This is a genomic window from Peptacetobacter hiranonis, assembly GCF_008151785.1.
Taxonomy (GTDB): domain Bacteria; phylum Bacillota; class Clostridia; order Peptostreptococcales; family Peptostreptococcaceae; genus Peptacetobacter; species Peptacetobacter hiranonis.
On sequence record NZ_CP036523.1, the window covers coordinates 1,603,804 to 1,623,416 of the forward strand.

At 30.5% G+C, this 19,613-nt stretch carries 20 protein-coding genes; 1 reads left to right on the forward strand and 19 read right to left on the reverse strand.

The annotated features are described in order from the left end of the window. Positions 1-432: 432 nt before the first annotated feature. The 12 genes from ylqF to rnc form a co-directional block, all read right to left on the reverse strand. Positions 433-1,326, reverse strand: coding sequence for a ribosome biogenesis GTPase YlqF (gene ylqF / locus KGNDJEFE_RS07545; protein WP_006440098.1), 894 nt, complete (start codon positions 1,324-1,326; stop codon positions 433-435). A gap of 112 nt (positions 1,327-1,438) precedes the next feature. Further along, entirely contained in the window at positions 1,439-1,792 is a 354-nt protein-coding gene (gene rplS / locus KGNDJEFE_RS07550; protein ID WP_040410422.1) for a 50S ribosomal protein L19, read from the reverse strand. Positions 1,793-1,910: 118 nt separating this feature from the next. Then, complete coding sequence (trmD, locus tag KGNDJEFE_RS07555; RefSeq protein ID WP_040410421.1) at positions 1,911-2,597, reverse strand: tRNA (guanosine(37)-N1)-methyltransferase TrmD; 687 nt, start codon at positions 2,595-2,597, stop codon at positions 1,911-1,913. A 9-nt stretch (positions 2,598-2,606) separates the two neighbouring features. Next, entirely contained in the window at positions 2,607-3,125 is a 519-nt protein-coding gene (gene rimM, locus KGNDJEFE_RS07560; RefSeq protein ID WP_006440095.1) for a ribosome maturation factor RimM, read from the reverse strand. 91 nt (positions 3,126-3,216) lie between these two features. After that, complete coding sequence (locus KGNDJEFE_RS07565; RefSeq protein WP_040410536.1) at positions 3,217-3,444, reverse strand: KH domain-containing protein; 228 nt, start codon at positions 3,442-3,444, stop codon at positions 3,217-3,219. A gap of 23 nt (positions 3,445-3,467) precedes the next feature. Next, positions 3,468-3,719 (reverse strand): 30S ribosomal protein S16, encoded by a 252-nt coding sequence (gene rpsP, locus KGNDJEFE_RS07570; protein ID WP_040410420.1) that lies wholly within the window; start codon positions 3,717-3,719, stop codon positions 3,468-3,470. Positions 3,720-3,758: 39 nt separating this feature from the next. After that, positions 3,759-5,120, reverse strand: a complete 1,362-nt coding sequence (gene ffh, locus KGNDJEFE_RS07575) for a signal recognition particle protein (RefSeq protein ID WP_006440092.1) — start codon at positions 5,118-5,120, stop codon at positions 3,759-3,761. Continuing rightward, positions 5,117-5,485 carry a YlxM family DNA-binding protein gene (gene ylxM, locus KGNDJEFE_RS07580; RefSeq protein ID WP_040410419.1) on the reverse strand — a complete coding sequence of 123 codons (369 nt, stop codon included), beginning with the start codon at positions 5,483-5,485 and terminating at the stop codon, positions 5,117-5,119. Before ylxM ends, ffh begins: the two co-directional genes overlap by 4 nt. Before the next feature lie 221 nt (positions 5,486-5,706). Continuing rightward, complete coding sequence (ftsY, locus tag KGNDJEFE_RS07585) at positions 5,707-7,059, reverse strand: signal recognition particle-docking protein FtsY (protein WP_006440090.1); 1,353 nt, start codon at positions 7,057-7,059, stop codon at positions 5,707-5,709. A gap of 23 nt (positions 7,060-7,082) precedes the next feature. Continuing rightward, on the reverse strand, positions 7,083-10,637 hold the full coding sequence (gene smc, locus KGNDJEFE_RS07590) for a chromosome segregation protein SMC (RefSeq protein WP_006440089.1): 3,555 nt from the start codon (positions 10,635-10,637) through the stop codon (positions 7,083-7,085). A 41-nt stretch (positions 10,638-10,678) separates the two neighbouring features. Next, positions 10,679-11,746 (reverse strand): elongator complex protein 3, encoded by a 1,068-nt coding sequence (locus tag KGNDJEFE_RS07595; RefSeq protein ID WP_040410418.1) that lies wholly within the window; start codon positions 11,744-11,746, stop codon positions 10,679-10,681. Positions 11,747-11,755: 9 nt separating this feature from the next. Beyond that, positions 11,756-12,415 carry a ribonuclease III gene (rnc, locus tag KGNDJEFE_RS07600; RefSeq protein WP_148881831.1) on the reverse strand — a complete coding sequence of 220 codons (660 nt, stop codon included), beginning with the start codon at positions 12,413-12,415 and terminating at the stop codon, positions 11,756-11,758. A gap of 47 nt (positions 12,416-12,462) precedes the next feature. On the opposite strand from rnc, the gene KGNDJEFE_RS07605 reads away from it, so the two are divergent. Further along, complete coding sequence (locus tag KGNDJEFE_RS07605) at positions 12,463-13,785, forward strand: IS3 family transposase (protein WP_148881763.1); 1,323 nt, start codon at positions 12,463-12,465, stop codon at positions 13,783-13,785. Between the two features lie 76 nt (positions 13,786-13,861). Here the strand turns inward: KGNDJEFE_RS07605 and KGNDJEFE_RS07610 are convergent, their stop codons facing one another. From KGNDJEFE_RS07610 to KGNDJEFE_RS11770, 7 genes are all read right to left on the reverse strand, one after another. After that, positions 13,862-14,752: a YegS/Rv2252/BmrU family lipid kinase gene (locus KGNDJEFE_RS07610; RefSeq protein ID WP_006439318.1), complete on the reverse strand. Its 891-nt coding sequence runs from the start codon at positions 14,750-14,752 to the stop codon at positions 13,862-13,864. Between the two features lie 16 nt (positions 14,753-14,768). Then, on the reverse strand, positions 14,769-15,410 hold the full coding sequence (locus tag KGNDJEFE_RS07615) for a lactate utilization protein (protein WP_006439317.1): 642 nt from the start codon (positions 15,408-15,410) through the stop codon (positions 14,769-14,771). Between the two features lie 100 nt (positions 15,411-15,510). Further along, positions 15,511-16,050, reverse strand: a complete 540-nt coding sequence (locus KGNDJEFE_RS07620; RefSeq protein WP_006439316.1) for a hypothetical protein — start codon at positions 16,048-16,050, stop codon at positions 15,511-15,513. 35 nt (positions 16,051-16,085) lie between these two features. After that, the gene (gene miaB / locus KGNDJEFE_RS07625; RefSeq protein WP_006439315.1) at positions 16,086-17,555 is read right to left on the reverse strand and encodes a tRNA (N6-isopentenyl adenosine(37)-C2)-methylthiotransferase MiaB; all 1,470 of its coding nucleotides are present in this window, start codon (positions 17,553-17,555) and stop codon (positions 16,086-16,088) included. 565 nt (positions 17,556-18,120) lie between these two features. Further along, complete coding sequence (locus KGNDJEFE_RS07630; protein WP_006439314.1) at positions 18,121-18,918, reverse strand: N-acetylmuramoyl-L-alanine amidase; 798 nt, start codon at positions 18,916-18,918, stop codon at positions 18,121-18,123. Between the two features lies 1 nt (position 18,919). Next, positions 18,920-19,333 carry a phage holin family protein gene (locus KGNDJEFE_RS07635; protein WP_006439313.1) on the reverse strand — a complete coding sequence of 138 codons (414 nt, stop codon included), beginning with the start codon at positions 19,331-19,333 and terminating at the stop codon, positions 18,920-18,922. Between the two features lie 98 nt (positions 19,334-19,431). Further along, positions 19,432-19,605, reverse strand: coding sequence for a hypothetical protein (locus KGNDJEFE_RS11770; protein WP_006439312.1), 174 nt, complete (start codon positions 19,603-19,605; stop codon positions 19,432-19,434). Between the last annotated feature and the right edge of the window lie 8 nt (positions 19,606-19,613).

Genomic DNA, 19,613 nt, shown 5'->3' on the forward strand with positions numbered 1-19,613 from the left:
ATTTTTTATCTATAAAAATAATTTCATTTGCTAAACTATTTCTTTTGATTTTTTCTATAATTTCATTTATATAAACTATGATATTTTAGATACCTTGAAATTACTTGTTTTTTACATTTTATTTCATTATATTTTTAATTCCAAAATTAGTATCATTATTTAATTTTGCACCATAAAAAAATTTGTATATAGATATACCTCGATTTCTTTTATATTTTTGTCACATTTTATACCTTTTCAATCGCTTTCTTTTTTCTCGATCCAAGTAAATTTTTCAGAAAATTCTATTTACTAGTTAATAAAAAATCAATATTTTTTATGCCCTTTTTATTCGTTTTTATTATAAATCAACTAAAATATATTGCAAAAAAAGAGTATATTATAGATATTTTTCAATCTACAATATACTCCTTTATACATTCTAAAATATTTTTATTTTATATCTTCTGGAACTTCTAGTGTTATATTTCCTAATTTACCAGTTCTAAACTCATTAAGAACTGTTGTAGCTGTTCTTGTGTAGTCTATTTCTTTTCTACCAGTTATAAATCCTCTCTTCTGAGCTATCATATCCATTGTTTCTATTCCTGACTCGCCAAGCTCATCTAATTTATATCTAGCAGCTAATTTTTCTGGCTCTATTACCATAAGTTTTTCTATTAATCTAAGCGCTAATGTTTCTACATCTAGTATTTCGTCTTTTATCGCTCTTGTAAATGCTAAGTTTAGTGCTACATCCTGATCTTCAAACTTAGGCCATAGTATACCAGGAGTATCTAGTAATTCTAAGTTTCCTCTAAGTTTAACCCACTGTTTACCTTTAGTTACACCAGGTCTATCTCCTGTCTGTGTACTTCTTCTACCAGTAAGTTTGTTTATTAAAGAAGATTTACCAACATTAGGAACACCAACTATCATTATTCTTATAGCACGTTCTTTTCTTCCCTTTTCTTTTAAAGAATCCATCTTATCTTTTACCGCATTTTTACATTCGTCAACTATTCTATTAACTCCTGTTCCCTTCATAGCATCTATAGGGATAGCTTTTATTCCCTGTTCTTTATAGTAGTTTATCCATTTATTTAATTTTGCTCTATCAGAGATATCACTCTTATTTAAAAGCACTACTCTTGGTTTTCCAGCCATTAATGTATCTATATCAGGGTTTTTACTACTATATGGTATTCTTGAATCTAAAAGCTCTACTACAACGTCTACAAGCTTTAAATTAGCTTTCATAAGGTCCTTAGTTTTTTTCATATGCCCTGGATACCAGTTTATATTAAGATTATCGTCTCTTAGGTAATCATATTCTTTATCGCTCATTCTTTCTTCCTCCTTTGCTAAAATAATTATTTATTTTAATTATTATTTTTTCATATTATAGAAAAAGGACTGATAGTGTATCAGTCCCTGTTCTCTCATATTAAATCAGATCTTATTTGTATCCTTTTGCTTCTTTAACTTTAGCAGCTTTACCAACTCTAGATCTTAAGTATCCTAGTTTAGCTCTTCTTACTTTACCTCTTCTAGTTACTTCTATTTTTTCTACTTTTGGTGAATGTACTGGGAAAGTTCTTTCTACACCGCAGTTGAAAGACATTTTTCTAACAGTGAAAGTTTCTCTAGCTCCTCCACCCTGTCTTTTTAATACTACACCTTCGAATACCTGTATTCTTTCTCTTTTACCTTCCACGATTTTAACGTGTACTTTTACTGTGTCCCCAGGTCCAAAGTTAGGAACTTCATTTTTTAACTGTTCGTTTTCGATTGCTCTTATTATTTCGTTCATATTTCCTCCTAAGTTCATAGACGTTCATTAATGCTTGACCGGTGCACAGAGGAACGCCCGTATTTTCAACAAGTTATATTATACTATAAAAAAAATCAATTTACAAGATTTTTTTTTACTATTTTTTGTCCAAAAGATCTGGTCTTCTTTCCTTAGTTATCTTTATAGATTCTTCTCTTCTCCATTCATCTATTTTTTTATGATTTCCAGAAAGAAGAACTTCTGGTACTTCCATTCCTTCATACACTCTAGGTCTAGTGTACTGAGGATATTCTAATAGATTATTTTCAAAAGATTCATCTTCAAAAGATTCATTCTGACCAAGAACTCCTGGAATAAGTCTAGAAATAGAGTCTATAACTACTAATGCAGCCAATTCTCCACCTGTAAGGACATAATCTCCTATAGATATCTCATCAGTAACAATCATATCTATTACTCTCTGATCTATACCTTCATAATGTCCACAAAGAAGTATTACATCTTCCTCTATAGATAGTTTTTTTGCTATTTCCTGACAATGCACTTTCCCCTTTGGAGTAAGGTATATTACTCTAGGGTTTTCAATTTTATTTGTTTCTACTATATGTTTGTATGTATCAATTATAGGCTGAGGAGTCATTACCATACCTGCCCCTCCACCAAATGGATAATCATCTACTTTTTTATGTTTATTCTCAGAAAAATCTCTTATATTATATACTTTACAATCTATTATCCCTTTTTCTATCGCTCTTTTCATTATACTTTCATTCATATAAGAATTAAATATTTCGGGAAATAGAGTCATTATGTGAAATCTCATATCAATCACCTAGTCGTCAAGCATACCTTTTATAGGGTCTATTATCATTTTATCTTCTTCTATATCTATTTCTGGTACAAATTTCATAACAGCCGGTATAAGATATTCTTTTCCTTCTTCATTTTTTATAACATAAACATCATTAGCTGAATACTGAAGTACTTCTTTTAAAACACCTACTTTTTCGCCTGAAACAGTATATACATCCATACCTATCATATCAGCTATAAAGAATTCCCCTTCTTCAAGCTCAAATGATTCATCTCTAGATACATATATATCTTTTCCTACAAGCTTTTCAGCTTCTTCAACCCTATCTATTCCTTTTATTTTCATTATGACAAGGTTGCCTTTGTATCTAACATCTTCAACTTCCCAAGGATTTTCTCTATCTTTTCCTACATAAAATTCTTCAAGGTAGTCAAATCTGTATATATCATCTGTTGTAGGATAAACTCTTACATCACCTTTTAGGCCCTGTGTTTTTACTATTTTACCAACCTTAAAATGAGTTACTTTTTTTGCCATAATATCCACCTTAATCTTTTTGTAAGTTCTAGTTTGTTTTGCTATTATAAAAGGTTATTAAAAAGGATTAGGCCATAAGACCTAATCCAACTTATACTATTTCAAGAGATACTTTTATTTTCTCTTTATTTGCAACGGATCTAACTACAGTTCTGATAGCTTTTGCTATTCTTCCCTGTTTTCCGATAACCTTTCCCATATCGTCTGGAGCAACAGTAAGTTTTAGGATTATTTCATCCTTTTCTTCTGAAACACTTACTACTACTTCATCTGGGTTATCAACTAGAGCCTTAGCTATATCTACAACTAGCTCTTTTATCATAGTTTTACATCTCCCGTTTATTATTTAGAAGTTTTAACACCGTTCTGTTCTAATAATTTTTTAACAGTTTCTGTTGGCTGAGCACCTGTAGCTAACCATTTTTCAGCGCTTTCGTTGTTTATTTTTAATACTTTTGGTTCTACTACTGGGTTGTAGTATCCTATTTCTTCTATGAATTTACCATCTCTTGGAGCTCTAGAGTCTGCTACTACTATTCTGTAGAAAGGTTTTTTGTTTGCTCCCATTCTTTTTAATCTTATTTTAACTGCCATTACAGCCACCTCCGAAAATTTTTCTATTTTTATTTTTTATTATTTAAAAAAAGGTAATCCGGCAAAACCGCCCCTTTTCTTTTTACCCTTGCCTTGTGTCATTCCAGTAAACATCTTCATCATTTTCTTCATTTCATTTAACTGTTTTATTAATCTGTTTACTTCCTGCACTGATGTTCCGCTTCCTTTTGCTATTCTTTTCTTTCTAGAAGCATTTAATATTGAAGGATTTCTTCTCTCCTCCACTGTCATCGACTGAATTATAGCCATACTTCTCTTCATATCTTTGTTGTTCTGTAAGTCTACATCGCCGATTTGATTTTTCATGTTTGCCATTCCTGGCATCATGCCTAATAACTTATCCATTGAACCCATTTTTTTAAGCTGCTCAAACTGGTCTAATAAATCTTCAAAGTCAAATTCCTGTTTTCTCATTTTCTTTTCAAGTTCTTTGGCTTTTTCGATATCTACAGCTTCTTGAGCTTTTTCAATCAGACTTAAAACATCACCCATACCAAGTATTCTTGATGCCATTCTATCTGGATGGAAAGGTTCTAAATCTTCTAATTTTTCACCCATCCCGATGAATTTAATAGGTTTCTTTGTGACAGCTCTTATTGATAATGCTGCCCCACCTCTTGTATCACCATCTAGCTTAGTAAGTACTACACCATCTATACCTAATGCATCATTAAAACTTTCAGCTACATTTACCGCATCCTGTCCTGTCATTGCATCTACAGTAAGAAGTATCTCATGAGGTCTTACTTCTGATTTTATATTTTTAAGTTCTTCCATAAGAACTTCGTCAACATGAAGTCTACCAGCTGTATCTATTATAACCATGTCATTTCCATTTTTCTGAGCATGACTTAGACCTGCTTTTGCTATATTTACTGGATTTTCTTTATCTCCCATAGCAAATACTGGTATATCTAATTTTTCTCCTACAACCTGTAACTGTTTTATAGCTGCTGGTCTATAAACGTCACACGCAACTAATAAAGGTTTTTTACCCTGTTTTTTGAAGTATCCACCTAATTTACCAGCTGTAGTAGTTTTACCTGCCCCCTGAAGACCAACCATCATTATAACTGTTGGCGGTTTTGATGATATCATTATCTTACTCTGAACATCACCCATTAAAGCAGTTAACTCTTCATTGACTATTTTTATTACATGCTGTCCAGGAGTAAGACTCTTCATAACTTCCTGACCAACACATCTTTCTTGAACTTTTTTAATAAAGTCTTTTACGACTTTGAAGTTAACATCGGCTTCTAATAAAGCTAACTTAACTTCTCTCATTGCATCTTTTACATCTTTTTCAGTAAGTTTACCTTTTGATCTAAGCTTACTAAAAGTATTTTGTAATTTATCAGATAATCCTTCAAATATCATTCTATTATCCCCCTACATAAGTCTTCTATTTCATCTAGCTTAGGGATTAAATCGACACAATCTATATTGTGCAATAAATCTTGTTTAATGTCAACAATTTTTTCTATTATATTCTTGACTGTTTCTTCTTTTTTCTGAAGTTCTGACAAAAGGTGAAGTTTCTGTTCATAATCTTTCATTACTTTCTCAGCTCTTTTAAGAGTATCGTACACACCTTGTCTCGATACATTCAGATTTTCACTAATTTCTCCAAGCGAATAATCTTCTTCATAATAAAGAGAAACTATTTCTTTTTGCTTGTCTGTAAGAAGGTCTTTATAAACCTCGAACAGTTGTCCAACTTCTATCATCTTCTCCAAATTCATTCTTTTCACTTCCTGAATAATTGTTAAGTTCACGAATAAGGTCTTATAATTATTAAATACAAACCATTTTGTATCTGTAAAGGTTAAGTACTTTACACTACTATTGTATTTTATATTATAAGACCTCTCTTGTCAACGGTTTTTATTGAAATTTTGACATTTTTATACAGTATTTTTTATCTTATAATTTATTAGTAATTCTTTTTTGTTTATCACAAAAATTAATTACCAAATAAAGCTGCTGTAAATTCTCTAGCATCGAAATCTTGAAGATCTTCTGCTTTTTCTCCAACACCGATTAATTTTACTGGAACATCTACTTCTGATTTAACAGCTAAGACAACTCCACCTTTTGCAGTTCCATCTAATTTAGTAAGAACTATTCCTGTTATATCAGCAACTTCTTTAAAGCTCTTAGCCTGAACTACCGCATTCTGTCCTGTAGTAGCATCTACAACTAAAAGTACTTCTTTTTTAGCTTCTGGGAATTCCTTATCTATTATTTTGAATATCTTACCTAACTCGTTCATTAAATTAGCTTTATTATGAAGTCTTCCTGCAGTATCGCATATAAGTACATCTGTCTTTCTAGCCTTAGCTGCTTTTATAGCATCAAATACTACGGCACCTGGATCTGCACCTTCATGATGTTTTACTATTTCTGTGTTAGTTCTCTTAGCCCATATATCAAGCTGTTCTGTAGCAGCTGCTCTAAATGTATCTGCTGCAGCTAGCATAACTTTCTTACCTTCAGATTTATATCTAAGGGCTAACTTACCTATAGTAGTAGTTTTACCAACACCATTTACACCAACCATTATTATAATCGCTGGAGAAGGCTCTACATCTAATTTAGAATTTCCTTTAGATAAAATTTCTTCTACTATTTCTTTTAATTCCTCTCTAACAGCCATAGGATCTGTTATTTTTTTACTTCTAACTCTATCATTTAAGTCATCTATTATCTGCATAGTAGTATTAACACCAACATCTGCAGTTATAAGAACTTCCTCAAGATCTTCAAATAACTCTTCATCTACACTAGTATAAGATTTTAAAACCTCATCTATTCTATCAGTTATTCCCTGTTTAGCCTTTGTAAGTCCCCGTTTTAATCTAGCAAATAAACCTTCTTTTTTAGCAACTGGTTTTTCTCTACCTTCATTGTTACTTTCCTCTGGTACAATTTCTTCTACTTCTACAGCAGGTTCTGCTATTTCTTCAACTTCTTCCTCTACTATTTCTTCTACAGATTCAGAAGCTTCTTCTAAAGTATCTTCCTCTACTTCAGCTACAGTTTCTTCAAATATAGAAACACCTTCCTCATCTAAGACAACATTTACTTCTTCACATTCATCAGATTCTTCTTCTGACTTTGTTTCCACTACTATTTCCTCTTCAACAACTACTTCATCTGCCTTAGCTTCGTCTTTAGTATTTTCTTTTTCTGACTCTAAATTTTCTAAAAATCTTTCGTCATCTTCTTTAACTTCTTCTTTTTCAACATCAGAAACAACTTCTTCTACTTTTGTTTCTTCTTTTTTCTTTCCAAAACCAAATAACTTCTTAAACAATTTACCGCCTCCATCTCTAAAGCTTATATAATTCCAGCAAATTTTTCAGCTTCCTGAAGCTTTAGACTTATTATTTTTGATATTGCTCTTTCTTGCATAGTAACTCCGTAAATATATTCCGCTGCCTCCATAGTACCTCTTCTATGTGTAACGGCTATGAACTGAGTATCCTGTGAAAGTTCTTTTAAAAATTCACCAAATCTATATACATTTATATCATCAAGTGGTGCTTCAATTTCGTCTAGTATACAGAATGGTGTAGGTCTAGAGATAATTATCGCAAACAGTATACAAATTGCTGTAAGCGCCTTTTCTCCACCTGATAAAAGATTTATATTCTTCATTTTTTTACCTGGTGGCTGAGCTGTTATAATTATATCGCTTTCAAGTATATTTTCCTTGTCAGCTATAGTTAACTCTCCAGTTCCTCCTCCAAATAATTTCTTGTAGACATTCTTGAAATTATTTGAAATCTCTTCAAATTTTTCAACAAATTCTATCTTCATATTATGCTCTAGCTCTTTTATAAGCTTAGTTATACCTGCTATAGACTCCTCTAAATCAGCCTTTTGACTACTGTAAAGGTCGTATCTTTCCTTAGTTTCTTTATATTCTTCTATTGAATCCAAATTAACGCTTCCTATAGCTCTCTTTTCTCTTTTTAAAGAATCTATTTCTTTTTTACTTATTTGAAGCTCATCATCTCTAAGCTCTGATGCCTGCATGAATGTCATATCGTACTGCTCAAACATCTTATTTAAATAGCCTTCTCTATTAGACTTAAATCTCTCTAACTTAGAATTAGTCTTATAATGTTCTTCTCTAAGCTCTAACACTTCTCTTTCATTTCTTTTAATTTCTTTTGATTTTTCGTCTAAGTTATTTTTAAACTCTGTTCTTTTAATTTTCTTATCTTCTAGTATTCTATTGGCTTCTAAATGTTCCTTTTGTAAATTAGATTTTTCTAATTCTTCAGCCTTTATATTTTCTCCAAATAGTTCAACTTCTTTTAAGTCGACTTCTATTTCCTTTTTCATACCTTCAATTCTTATAACAGTATTTTCATTTTCCATAGAAATTCTACTTGTATTTGAATTCAGAGATTTTAAATCATTATTTAGATTTATTAACTCTATATTTAAGGCCTCAAATTCTTTTCTATCTTTATCGTAAATATTTTTACTTTCTTCAAGAACTTTATTTAACCTCTCAACTTCTTCTCTAGTTTCTTCTGATTTTTTATCTATTTCTTCTATTTTTTCATTTGCAGCTTTTAACTTAGATATAGTGTATTCCATATTAGAACTAATACTTTCTTTTTCTCTTTCTAATTTATCGATATTAGTTTTATACTCTGAAATTTTTTCCTCTAATTTTTTAATTTCTGCTTTTTTAAGAAGTATATTTTTTTCTATTGAGTTCTTTTCTGAAACAAGCTTATCCTTTTCTGCATATAGCTTAGTTTTATCTTCTTTTAACTGTTTAAGTTCTGAGTCTTCTTTTTCTATACTTGCAGAAAGCTCATCTATTTTTTCTGAATACTCGCTTATAATTCTCTTTCTTGATAGTAGATTTGCACTATTTCTTACACTACCACCTGTTATAGATCCACCAGGTTTTAATATTTCTCCATCGAGAGTAGCAATTTTTATCTTATATTTAGTATCTCTTGCGAACTGTATAGCCTGGTCTATATCCTCTATTACAACAGTTTTACCAAGTAAACCTTCTACTACATTTCTGTATTTTTCATCAAATTCTAATAGTTCTGATGCTACTCCTATAGGCTCGATTTTAGATTTTACATCTTTTAAATCTATCAAATTAGGAGTAACTACATTTAATGGAAGGAATGTAACTCTACCGCTCTCTGTTTTCTTTAAGAATTCTATCGCTTCTTTAGCACATTCTTCATCTTCTGTTATTATATTCTGCATAGCAGCTGCAAGTGATGCCTCTATTGCCTTTTCGTATTTCTCAGAAACAGAAATAACTTGAGCCACAGCCCCATCTATCCCTCTAAGTTTTTTATTTTTTAATACTTCTTTTACTCCACGATTGAAACCATCGTACTGATTTTCCATCTCTACGTAGATTTTTTTCTTAGATTCAAATTCATTTAATTTGTACTTGTTATCAGTTATATTTTTTTCTAAATCCGATATTTTATTAGATACTTCTTCTATCTTATTAGTATTATCAGCTATTTTTTTACCTATATTTTCAAATTCAGAATCTATAACCCCAAGTTCTTCTTTTTCCTTTTCAATTGACTTAGAAGTATTTTTTATATTTTTCTCATTTTCATCTGTAGATTCATCTATTGTCCGCCATCTTTGATTCATATTATCTCGATTGGCCTCAAGAGAAGATACGTTGTTCGATATAGACTGTTTTTCATTTAATAGATTAATTCTATTATCTTTTAATTCATCTATTTTTTTCTCGACATTATCTATATTTTCCTTTTGTTCTTTGTTTTTAGCTCCACTTTTCTCTAAAGCGGCTTCAAGTTCTTCTTTTTTAGAACTTAAAATTTCTATCTTCTGAAGAATTTCTTTTTTATCTTCGTCGTTCTTTTCAGATAGATTGCTAAGTTTTTCTATTTCTTCTTTTTTTCTATCTATTTCTCTTTTCTTGTTATTGCTCTTTTCTGTTATAAGATTTATATCTGACTCTTTCTGTGCAATTACCTCTTTTATTGAAGATATGTACTCATTTCCCTTTTCAATTTCTTCATCTAAAACTTCAGACTCTAGTTTTAAATCTTCATATTCCTTTTCTAAAGTTTTACTTTTTTCTTCGCCAGTATTTATCTTATTTTCGCTTTCTTCTAAAGCAAGTTTTATTTCCCCAGCTTCTTTGTCTATCTTGTTTATTTCCCTTAAAAAGCTATTTACCTCTAGCTCTTTAAGTCTTCCAGATATTTCCAAGAATTTCTCAGCCTTTTCCTTTTGATTTTTCAATGGATTAATCTGTTTTTCTATTTCTATATAAATATCATTTATTCTCTCTAGATTTTCAGATGTATTTTTAAGATTTCTTTCGGCCTCTTGTTTTTTATATCTGTATTTAGCTATTCCACAGGCTTCATCAAATACTTTTCTTCTAACACCAGGATTATTGCTCAGTATTTCGTCTACTTTACCCTGCTCTATAATTGAGTAACTGTCTTTTCCTATACCTGTATCTAAGAATAATTCTTTTATATCTTTTAATCTACATGGCTTCCCGTTTAAGAAGAACTGACTTTCACCGTTTCTATACGCTCTTCTTTTTATCGTAAGTTCAGTAAACTCTATATCTATTTCTCCATCTGAGTTATCAATTGTAAGAGATACCTCACAGTAGTTCATCGGTTTTTTCTTGTCTGATCCAGCAAATATAACGTCTTCTAATTTATCCCCTCTAAGACTCTTTATACTCTGCTCTCCTAAAACCCATCTCACAGCATCAGATATATTACTTTTTCCACTACCATTTGGTCCAACTATAGCTGTTATTCCATTTTTAAATACTATATCTGTCTTTTCTGGAAATGATTTGAACCCTTTTAACTCGAGCTCTTTTAAATACATAATCTCATCTCCTCTCTCAGCTTAATTTTTATCATGAATATCTATAATCCATAAATTTCTAGTAATTTTTTATTTATTTCATCTACAGATGCTTCAACTAATAATCCTTTTTCTCCGTATAATCTAAATGTATCTTTATCTATATCTTCTTCTTTTACTTTTAGATTCATATTTTTATTCTCTTTTAGATATTTTACGTTTGATTTTTTATTTCCTATAGCTTTTGATATGTTTTTCTTGTTAACAACTAAAGATATATTTTTTTCGTCGTTCTCTTCCGCTATATGTATAATGTAATCTCTTATAATTTCAGACTCTACTAGTTCTCTAAATGCTGGATGATATGGTCCGTCTATAACATCCTTTCCAAGCTGTATGTCATCAGTTGCCTGAAGCCCAACTCTTATTACATTTATATTGTTTACATAGTATAAAACAAGCAGTTTCTTTACAATTCCTATACTTTCCTCTAATGTAAATGGTTTATATGCCCCTGATTCAAGCCGTCTTTCAAGACCTGTTTCTTTTATTACTAAAGTAGGATAAATTCTTACGCAGAATGGATCCATTTTTATAAATTCTCTAGCTGTAAATAAACATTTTTCTTCTGAATCGCTAGGAAGACCTACCATCATCTGAAGTCCTAGATTTATTCCATGTTTTTTTATCATTTCAGCACTTTTATAAACTACATTTGAGTTATGACCTCTTATACTATCTAAAAGAACTCTCTCATCTAATGACTGAACTCCAAGCTCTATTATTGTAGTTCCGTATGATTTTACCATTTCTAATATTTCATCTGTTATACAGTCTGGTCTAGTAGACATTCTTATATCCTTAACTATTCCTCTATCCTTATATTCTTTAGCAACTGCTAAAAGACTTCTCTGTATATCCATATCTATTGCGGTAAAACTTCCTCCAAAGAATGCTATTTCGACTTCAGCATCCTTATCTATTGTAGGAAGACATTCTTCTATTATATCTCTAACTATTTCTGGAGTGACTGTAGTACATACTCCTGTTATCTTTTTCTGATTGCAAAATATGCAGTCGTTTGGACACCCCTGATGTGGTACAAAAATAGGTATTATTCTTTTTTTCATATTTTTCACCTATCTTTCACTATCTATTAAATTTGATATTGCCGCCTTTGCTGCAGCCTGTTCAGCTTCTTTTTTGCTCTTGCCCTTTCCTACACCTAGCTCTCTGTCTTCCACACCAACCATCATTATAAATGTCTTATTGTGGTCTGGACCATCTTCATCTAGTAATTTATACCATATATTGCTAGAGCCATTTTTCTGTATTTCTTCCTGAAGCTGAGTTTTATAATCTCTAAATATTTTTCCGTCTATTGAGTCTTTTATTATATCTGATAAATTAGATAGTATAAACTTAGATGCACTTTCTATTCCTCCATCTAAGTATATAGCTGCTATAACCGCTTCAAAAGCATCTGCAAGTATAGATTTTCTCTCTCTACCACCAGTAGCCTCTTCACCTCTACCTAAAAGGATATAATCCCCTAGTCTTATATTTTTAGCTGCTTCACTAAGTGATCCTTCACAAACTATATTTGCTCTTAATTTTGTAAGTTCCCCTTCTGGAACTCCTGTTTCTTTTTTAAATATATGATCACTTATAACTAATCCAAGAACTGAATCTCCTAAAAATTCCATTCTTTCATTGTATTTAAATTTTTTATTTTCGTTTGAGTAAGAGCTATGTAAAATGGAACCTATAGAATGGACACTTGTAAAAAGGTGTTTCATCTATAGGTTCTTTTTTTGTATAATTTTAATATAGAGGTGAGTAATTTATGAGTAAAAAACAATTTAGTAAAGAAGAAACATTAGAGCTATCAAAAAATCCATTTGTAAAGAATGTAAGCTGTAAATCAATAACATATACAAATGAATTTAAAATACATTTCATAACAGAATACAATAAGGGAAAAAATCCAACACAGATATTTAAAGAAGCAGGTTTTGACACTAACATCATAGGTGCAAAACGTATTAAATGCGCTAGCGAGCGATGGAGAAAGTCATATAAAGAAAATGGTATTTTGGGACTAGATGATTCTAGAGTTAATAATTCTGGAAGACCAAGAAAAAGAAAATTAACAGATAAAGAGATAATAGATAAGAAGGATGCTGAAATAGCATATCTTAAAGCAGAGCTAGAACTAGTAAAAAAGCTAGACTTCGAAGAAAGGCAGGTGATGAATAATAAGCTACCTTCGGTGAAAATATTCAAATTAATTAATGATGTAATAAATAAATATTGTTTAAAAAAAATGATAAAACATCTATGTATTGTTGCAGGAGTATCTAGATCTGGATTTTATAACTATTTAAAAAACAAGAATGTAATAAGCAAACAAGAAGAAAAGGATTTAGAAGCAAAAGAAATAATTCTTAAAGCATATAAGTTCAGAGGATACAAAAAAGGTTCTCGTTCAATAAAAATGATTTTAAAAAGTAAATTTAATATAATATTTAACAGAAAAAAAATTCAAAGAATAATGAAAAAATATGGAATTAAATGTCCTATTCGCGAGTCAAATCCAGCTAAACGTATGGGAAAAGCAAGAAAAGAACATCACACAGTTCCTAATAAATTGAATAGAGAATTTAAACAAGGTATACCAGGAAAAGTACTTTTAACTGATATTACGTATATGCCGTACGGCAATGGGAAAACAGCATATTTATCAACTGTAAAAGATTCTTCTACGAATGAAATTTTATCGTATCATTTATCGAAGAATTTAAAAATGGATATTGTTATTTCAACTATTAACAATCTCATGTTATCAAATTCAGACAAATTACATAAAGATGCATTTATTCATTCTGATCAAGGAGTTCATTATACAAGTACTATTTTTCAGAACTTGTTAAAAAAATATAATTTAGGTCAATCTATGTCTAGAAAAGGTAATTGTTGGGACAATGCTCCGCAGGAGTCATTCTTTGGTCATATGAAAGATGAAATAGATTATAAAAGTTGCAATACATTTGAAGAGTTAAAAAGTTTAATAGATGATTATATGGATTATTATAATAATGATCGTTGTCAGTGGAATTTAAAACAGCTGACTCCTATTCAATATAGAAGTCAGCTGCTTGCTGCTTAAGACTTTTTTATATATGTCCTTGACATAGGGACCATTTTAAAACATGCAACAGCCTTATATTTTTTATATTACTTATTTAAAACTCTACTCCAAGAATATCAAGTGCATCCTCAACACACTCTATCTCAAGAGGGAATCCTGGTCCCTTCTCTCCATCGATATCTGTACCTAAATCATCATCACAATCTATTCTAACTTTCTTAGTCTTGAAGTACAGTATTTCATTATCAGTTTCAAAATCTAAATGCTCTCCCTTTAATACACCTATCAAAACAGGAATAATCTTAGGTATAGGCATTCCTTTGAATATTATAACATCTAAATATCCGTCATCTACCTCAGCCTTATACGCTAAATTTATATTTCCTGCTGTCTTTCCATTAAAGACAAGCATTAAATACATATTTCCAGAATAACAAGTTTCTTCTGATTGAACGTCTATGTGAAATTCTCTCATAGATCTAGCTTCTTCAATTCCTTTTATATAGTATGTTATTCTTCCAAAAGAGTTTTTTATGTCGTTATTTATTTTCTGAGAAACATCTGTAAACATACCCGCACTAGCTACATTTACAAAATATTTGTTATTTACTTTTCCTAAATCTATCTTTTTAGGCTTTGAGCTTATAATTTTCTTAACCGCTTCTTCAGGATCATGTTCTAATCCAAGTGCATTTGCAAAGTCATTTGCCGTACCAGATGGAATTATACCAACTGGAAGATTTATATTTCTTCTTTTTAACTCATTTACCATTAAATCAATAGTCCCATCTCCACCACAAAAGACAACGTGATCATATGATTCGTCTAAATCTTTGAAAGAAGACGATACTGGTATATCATAGTCTAGTCTATATGGGATTACTGTATATCCATTTCTTTGATATATTCTTATGATGCTATCTAATTTAGAAGCAAGTTTTTTTTCTCCAGAATTTGGATTATATATAAATTTTACTTTTTTCATACTTCCTCCTAAACTCCTAATATCCTAAACTTTCATTAAGGAATATTACATGCATTCTATCTCCCTGAACCTGTCTTTTTATAGTAGTGTAATTGTCACAAATTCTATCTGGACTTGAACAATTTGCACACATACCTGTAGTTGCACAAGGAGTTTTTCTATTTAATCTTTTTGTATTTGCTGGAGCTGCTATTGATTTTACTCTTTCTATTGCCTCAGCTTCATTTTTAACTATTTTGTTAGCACCCACTATTACAATAACCTTATCTGGTCCATACATCATCGCAGCAACCCTATTCCCATTGCCATCTACATTGTAAAGTTCTCCATTTTCTGTTATAGCATTAGTGCTTGTAAAATATGCATCTGCAAGGAATGATTTTCTAAATATTTCTTTTGTATCTGCTGGAGTTAGTCCTTTTTCATATCTATCAAGGAAAGTATATCTTCCCTCTCTTAGATAATCTATTATCCCTGTTTCAAATAATGTCATTGACCCACCGCAAGCAACAACGGAATCTTTATCTACTATTTTTTCTATAGTTTCTATAAGTTCTTCCTTATTGTTTACAAGATATCCATTCATATTATTTGCTTCAAGAGCTTTTATTGTTTTTTCTATTCGTTTTTCATTTAACCATTCTACATTTTTATCCATGTCGAACACTTCCTCACCACAATTTTTTTAATTATAACTATACTATTTAATTAATTATAATTTTATTTTATATTATAATGATATCATATTTATGCAAAATTTACTGAATTTTATCTTCATAGATTTTTATAATTTCATCAAAAGAATTTTCTATTTTGCTTTTATCATCAGAGTTAAAACTTCCATCTAATCCTAGTTTTATATCATTTTCAATTATATCTAATATTTGATTCATTCCCTCTAGTGAAGTTGGTATTTTTTTATATTCTGTATCTAGTTTTTCTTTTAACTCTTTATCTTCGCCGTCTTTATCAAGTTTAGAATATCTATCATCTAGATATACTTTTATTTCCTCTTTGTCTATTTTTTTAATCGCTTCTCTTTTTTCCTTTACATCATCTAAGATAGACTCTAATTCTTCTTTAGATACATTCCAATTATTTTCTTTTATTGGTGTTATAAAGTCATTGTACCATTCTAATTCAGATTCAAATCTTAAATCAGTAAATTCGTCATTCATTTCTGATACTTCTCTTATTCTTTCTTCTGTAAGTTCTTCCTGCTCAGCATTAGTTTTTGCCTTGCTACATCCTGATAAAACTAATGTCATCATCGCAAAAAGGATTATGATTTTTTTCATTTAATCACTCTCTTCCTATTTTGGATTTTATTTTATTATCTTACTATCTCAACAACTTCTCCGTTTAATGAGAATGATCTCGGCTGAGTTATTTTTACATTTACTAATTTACCTATTAAATTATCTTCGTTACTGTCAAAGTTTACAGTTTTATTCTGTCTAGTTTTTCCAGTGTATCTATTTTTATCTTTTGCGCTTCTTCCTTCAACTAGTACTTCAACAACTTTATCCTGATAGCTATAGTTTATATCATTAACTATTCTGTTAACATGTTCTAATACTTCATCAAATCTTCTATGTTTTTCATCTTCTGGAATCTGATCTTCCATTTTAGCTGCTGGAGTTCCTTCTCTTTTAGAGTATATAAATGTAAATGCTGAGTCATATTTAGTTTCTTCTATTACATCTATAGTGTCCTGAACATCTTCAAGAGTTTCACCTGGGAATCCAACCATTATATCTGTACTGAATGCTATGTCAGGGATTTCTTTTCTAACTTTTCTTACTATGTTAAGGTAGTCTTCTTTTGTATAGTGTCTATTCATTTTCTTTAACAGAGCACTACTTCCGCACTGAACTGGAAGATGTAAGAATTCACATATTTTTTCACAGTCTCTCATTGCATATATAACTTCATCAGATAAGTCTTTTGGATGAGATGTCATGAATCTTATTCTTTCTAATCCTTCTATTTTATTAACTTCTCTTAAAAGCTCAGCAAATGTCATCGGGTTTTCAAGAGTTTTTCCATAAGAGTTTACGTTCTGTCCAAGTAAAGTTACTTCTTTTGTTCCATTTGCAACTAATTCTTTTATTTCATCAAGTATATCCTGAGGCTCTCTACTTCTTTCTCTACCTCTAGTGTAAGGAACTATGCAATATGTGCAGAAGTTGTTGCATCCATACATTATATTTACAAATGCTTTTAGTTCAAATTTTCTGTTACTGTGTAACCCTTCTATTACCTCTCCGTCTACATCCCAAACTTCGACTATATTTTTTCCAGTTGTCATCTGTTTATATAGTAGTTCTGGGAATCTATATAGGTTGTGAGTACCAAACATTAGGTTTACATGTTTGTGATTTTTTTTGATTTCTTCTACAACATGTGGCTGCTGCATCATACATCCACAAAGCGCTATTTTTACGTCTGGATTTTTTCTTTTTGTGAATTTTAGCTGTCCTAAGTTTCCGTATACTTTCATTTCTGCATTTTCTCTTACTGCACAAGTGTTGTATATTATTAGGTCTGCTTTGTATAGTTTTTCAGTTCTTTCGTATCCCATTCTTTCAAGCATATATGCTAGTTCTTCTGAGTCGTGCTCATTCATCTGACACCCAAACGTACCACAGCCCACGACAGGACGACGGTGTTTTTTCTTTGCCCACTGGTCATTAAGTTCTCTAACTTTATCCATGAACACTTCCTGTTCTTCTAGTTTTTTAGGGTCTAATACTTTCTGTCTTGGTTTCTTTACTTCTTTGTTTATGTTAATTGTTTCCATTTTTTTCTCCTTTTCTATTTATAACTATCTTTTTTATTTTATCATATAAAAAAAATAGGGTATAGTCCCTATTTACTCAAATAAAATTTCTATTTTTTAATTTACTTTTAAATAATCATATAATACTTAGGCTAACAGAGCATGTATAGCATTTATTAATAAATCTTCTGTACAATTAAATATAAATTCTATAATAAATAATATGTTTAGCATAATATTATCATCTCCAATCAAAATATTTTTTAAAATATTTTTCATATCAATTAGAATTATTTCTTTTATACACTCTGTTATCCCTTGCTCAGCAAGCCTAAATATTATATTAGGTCTATTTAGAATTATATCACTATTTTATATATAATTCCAATAAAAAAGAGGAGAACACCTCTGCTCTCCCCTTACTGTTATAATATATAGTTATGATTTTTTTAGATTTAAACACTATAGCACCGCTGCATAGTTGTTTATTCTTATTCTATTTTATAATATTTTTTTAATTGGACTATTATATTTTTCTTTCTTTAGATTATTTTATTTTTTATTAGTATTTCCGTTCTCTTAAATTTTACAGCAACTTCGCTGCATTTTTGAATGTCTGGAATCTATTAGCATCTTCTGATTTACCGCCTATCTGAACAACTTCTTTAGCTTTCAGACCACTTATTTTGAAGTCAGATTCCTTCATCATTGGACACTTATGCTTCTGAGCTACAACAATAGCTGCAAACACATCTGCATCCCCATGATATAATACGATTTTATCCACGTCTTTTACCTCCTTCTTTGGATTATATACTTTCCCCTGAAGAGCATCTGCTATTGCTTTTGCAATATTATCTCTATTTGCTTTATATAGAGTAACATCATCTTTATCACAGCAAAAACAAACTTCTATGATCATAGACTTACCATGTGTTTCTTTTAAGAATCTTAATCCAGAATGTGCTTTAACTCCTCTGTTTCTAAATCCAATTTTCGATATATTACTACATATAAGGTTTCCTTTTTCTTTTATTTCAGCTGCATGTTTTGAGCCAGAATAATACCAAACCTCTGTACCTATAGTTGCACCATCACCAACATAGTCTTTATGATTCACATCATTAAAATGTATAGATATATCCCAATCAGCTCCTATATCATTATGCTTATCTGCTAACTTGTCTAATACATCTCCCTGACTTGTTCCGTTATTTACGGTACAATTGTATGCCTTTCTATTATCTTTTTTCAGATATTCTATAACTTTATTTGTAATATATCTGTCTTCTGTAGATTCGTACATATCAAGTTTTTTATTTACAGTACCACATCCAACTTTTCCGTCTGGATTGTGTCCTCCTGATATACTGAATGTTTCCAATCTATTTCACCTCCTTTCCATTATTATTTTTTAACTGCTCTAATGCGTCCTGAATCTGCTGTGGAACTGGAACTCCAAGCTGAGTAGCATTTTCTATTATGCTAAGTGATTCATTACTTATATAGAAGAATGCGACTAATGTTCTAAACATATGCTCACCAGTTCCAAGCATTCTATCAAGAGCAACCCCAACTATTAGTATTAAAAGAATCATTATTTTCTTAAATAACCCTCGTGCACTTGTAGAACTTGATAGGTCTTTGTTGACATATCCTTTCATTAGTCCAGTTGCATAATCAACAGCCATAAGTATTATTAAACTGTTCAAGACTATGTCCCATCCACCAAATAGGAATGTGACACACGTTCCAGCAACAGCTATAATTCCATTAAATATATCTGTGAATTTTGCCATCACTCTCTCCTTTCTAGCTAAAAATAGGGCATAAAAAAAGAACCCTCTGGTTCTATCTATTTATGCCCTTCTCTCCTATAGAGTAGCTTAGCTTTTATTTATACTATTTCTTCAGTTTTTTCTTTTAAAGAATTTGTTAGTGTTTCATACTCTTCCTGAGTTATTCTTCCGTTTAAAAAGAATACATCAAATTTGTTCTGCAGCTCTTCGGCTTCAGCTTTTTTAAATTTTGATTTTCTTGCAACCTGTCTCTGTAATAAAATATAAAGCATATTACCAT

What these genes read in the sequence shown, in the direction of transcription:
- rpsP (WP_040410420.1), bottom strand. Translation starts at nt 3,719, where the DNA reads ATGGCAGTTAAAATAAGATTAAAAAGAATGGGAGCAAACAAAAAACCT.
- rplS (WP_040410422.1), bottom strand. Translation starts at nt 1,792, where the DNA reads ATGAACGAAATAATAAGAGCAATCGAAAACGAACAGTTAAAAAATGAA.
- ffh (WP_006440092.1), bottom strand. Translation starts at nt 5,120, where the DNA reads ATGATATTTGAAGGATTATCTGATAAATTACAAAATACTTTTAGTAAG.
- miaB (WP_006439315.1), bottom strand. Translation starts at nt 17,555, where the DNA reads ATGGAAACAATTAACATAAACAAAGAAGTAAAGAAACCAAGACAGAAA.
- ylqF (WP_006440098.1), bottom strand. Translation starts at nt 1,326, where the DNA reads ATGAGCGATAAAGAATATGATTACCTAAGAGACGATAATCTTAATATA.
- KGNDJEFE_RS07620 (WP_006439316.1), bottom strand. Translation starts at nt 16,050, where the DNA reads ATGAAAAAAATCATAATCCTTTTTGCGATGATGACATTAGTTTTATCA.
- KGNDJEFE_RS07635 (WP_006439313.1), bottom strand. Translation starts at nt 19,333, where the DNA reads ATGGCAAAATTCACAGATATATTTAATGGAATTATAGCTGTTGCTGGA.
- KGNDJEFE_RS07615 (WP_006439317.1), bottom strand. Translation starts at nt 15,410, where the DNA reads ATGGATAAAAATGTAGAATGGTTAAATGAAAAACGAATAGAAAAAACA.
- rnc (WP_148881831.1), bottom strand. Translation starts at nt 12,415, where the DNA reads ATGAAACACCTTTTTACAAGTGTCCATTCTATAGGTTCCATTTTACAT.
- rimM (WP_006440095.1), bottom strand. Translation starts at nt 3,125, where the DNA reads ATGGCAAAAAAAGTAACTCATTTTAAGGTTGGTAAAATAGTAAAAACA.
- ylxM (WP_040410419.1), bottom strand. Translation starts at nt 5,485, where the DNA reads ATGAATTTGGAGAAGATGATAGAAGTTGGACAACTGTTCGAGGTTTAT.
- KGNDJEFE_RS07595 (WP_040410418.1), bottom strand. Translation starts at nt 11,746, where the DNA reads ATGAAAAAAAGAATAATACCTATTTTTGTACCACATCAGGGGTGTCCA.
- KGNDJEFE_RS07605 (WP_148881763.1), top strand. Translation starts at nt 12,463, where the DNA reads ATGAGTAAAAAACAATTTAGTAAAGAAGAAACATTAGAGCTATCAAAA.
- smc (WP_006440089.1), bottom strand. Translation starts at nt 10,637, where the DNA reads ATGTATTTAAAAGAGCTCGAGTTAAAAGGGTTCAAATCATTTCCAGAA.
- KGNDJEFE_RS11770 (WP_006439312.1), bottom strand. Translation starts at nt 19,605, where the DNA reads ATGCTTTATATTTTATTACAGAGACAGGTTGCAAGAAAATCAAAATTT.
- trmD (WP_040410421.1), bottom strand. Translation starts at nt 2,597, where the DNA reads ATGAGATTTCACATAATGACTCTATTTCCCGAAATATTTAATTCTTAT.
- KGNDJEFE_RS07610 (WP_006439318.1), bottom strand. Translation starts at nt 14,752, where the DNA reads ATGAAAAAAGTAAAATTTATATATAATCCAAATTCTGGAGAAAAAAAA.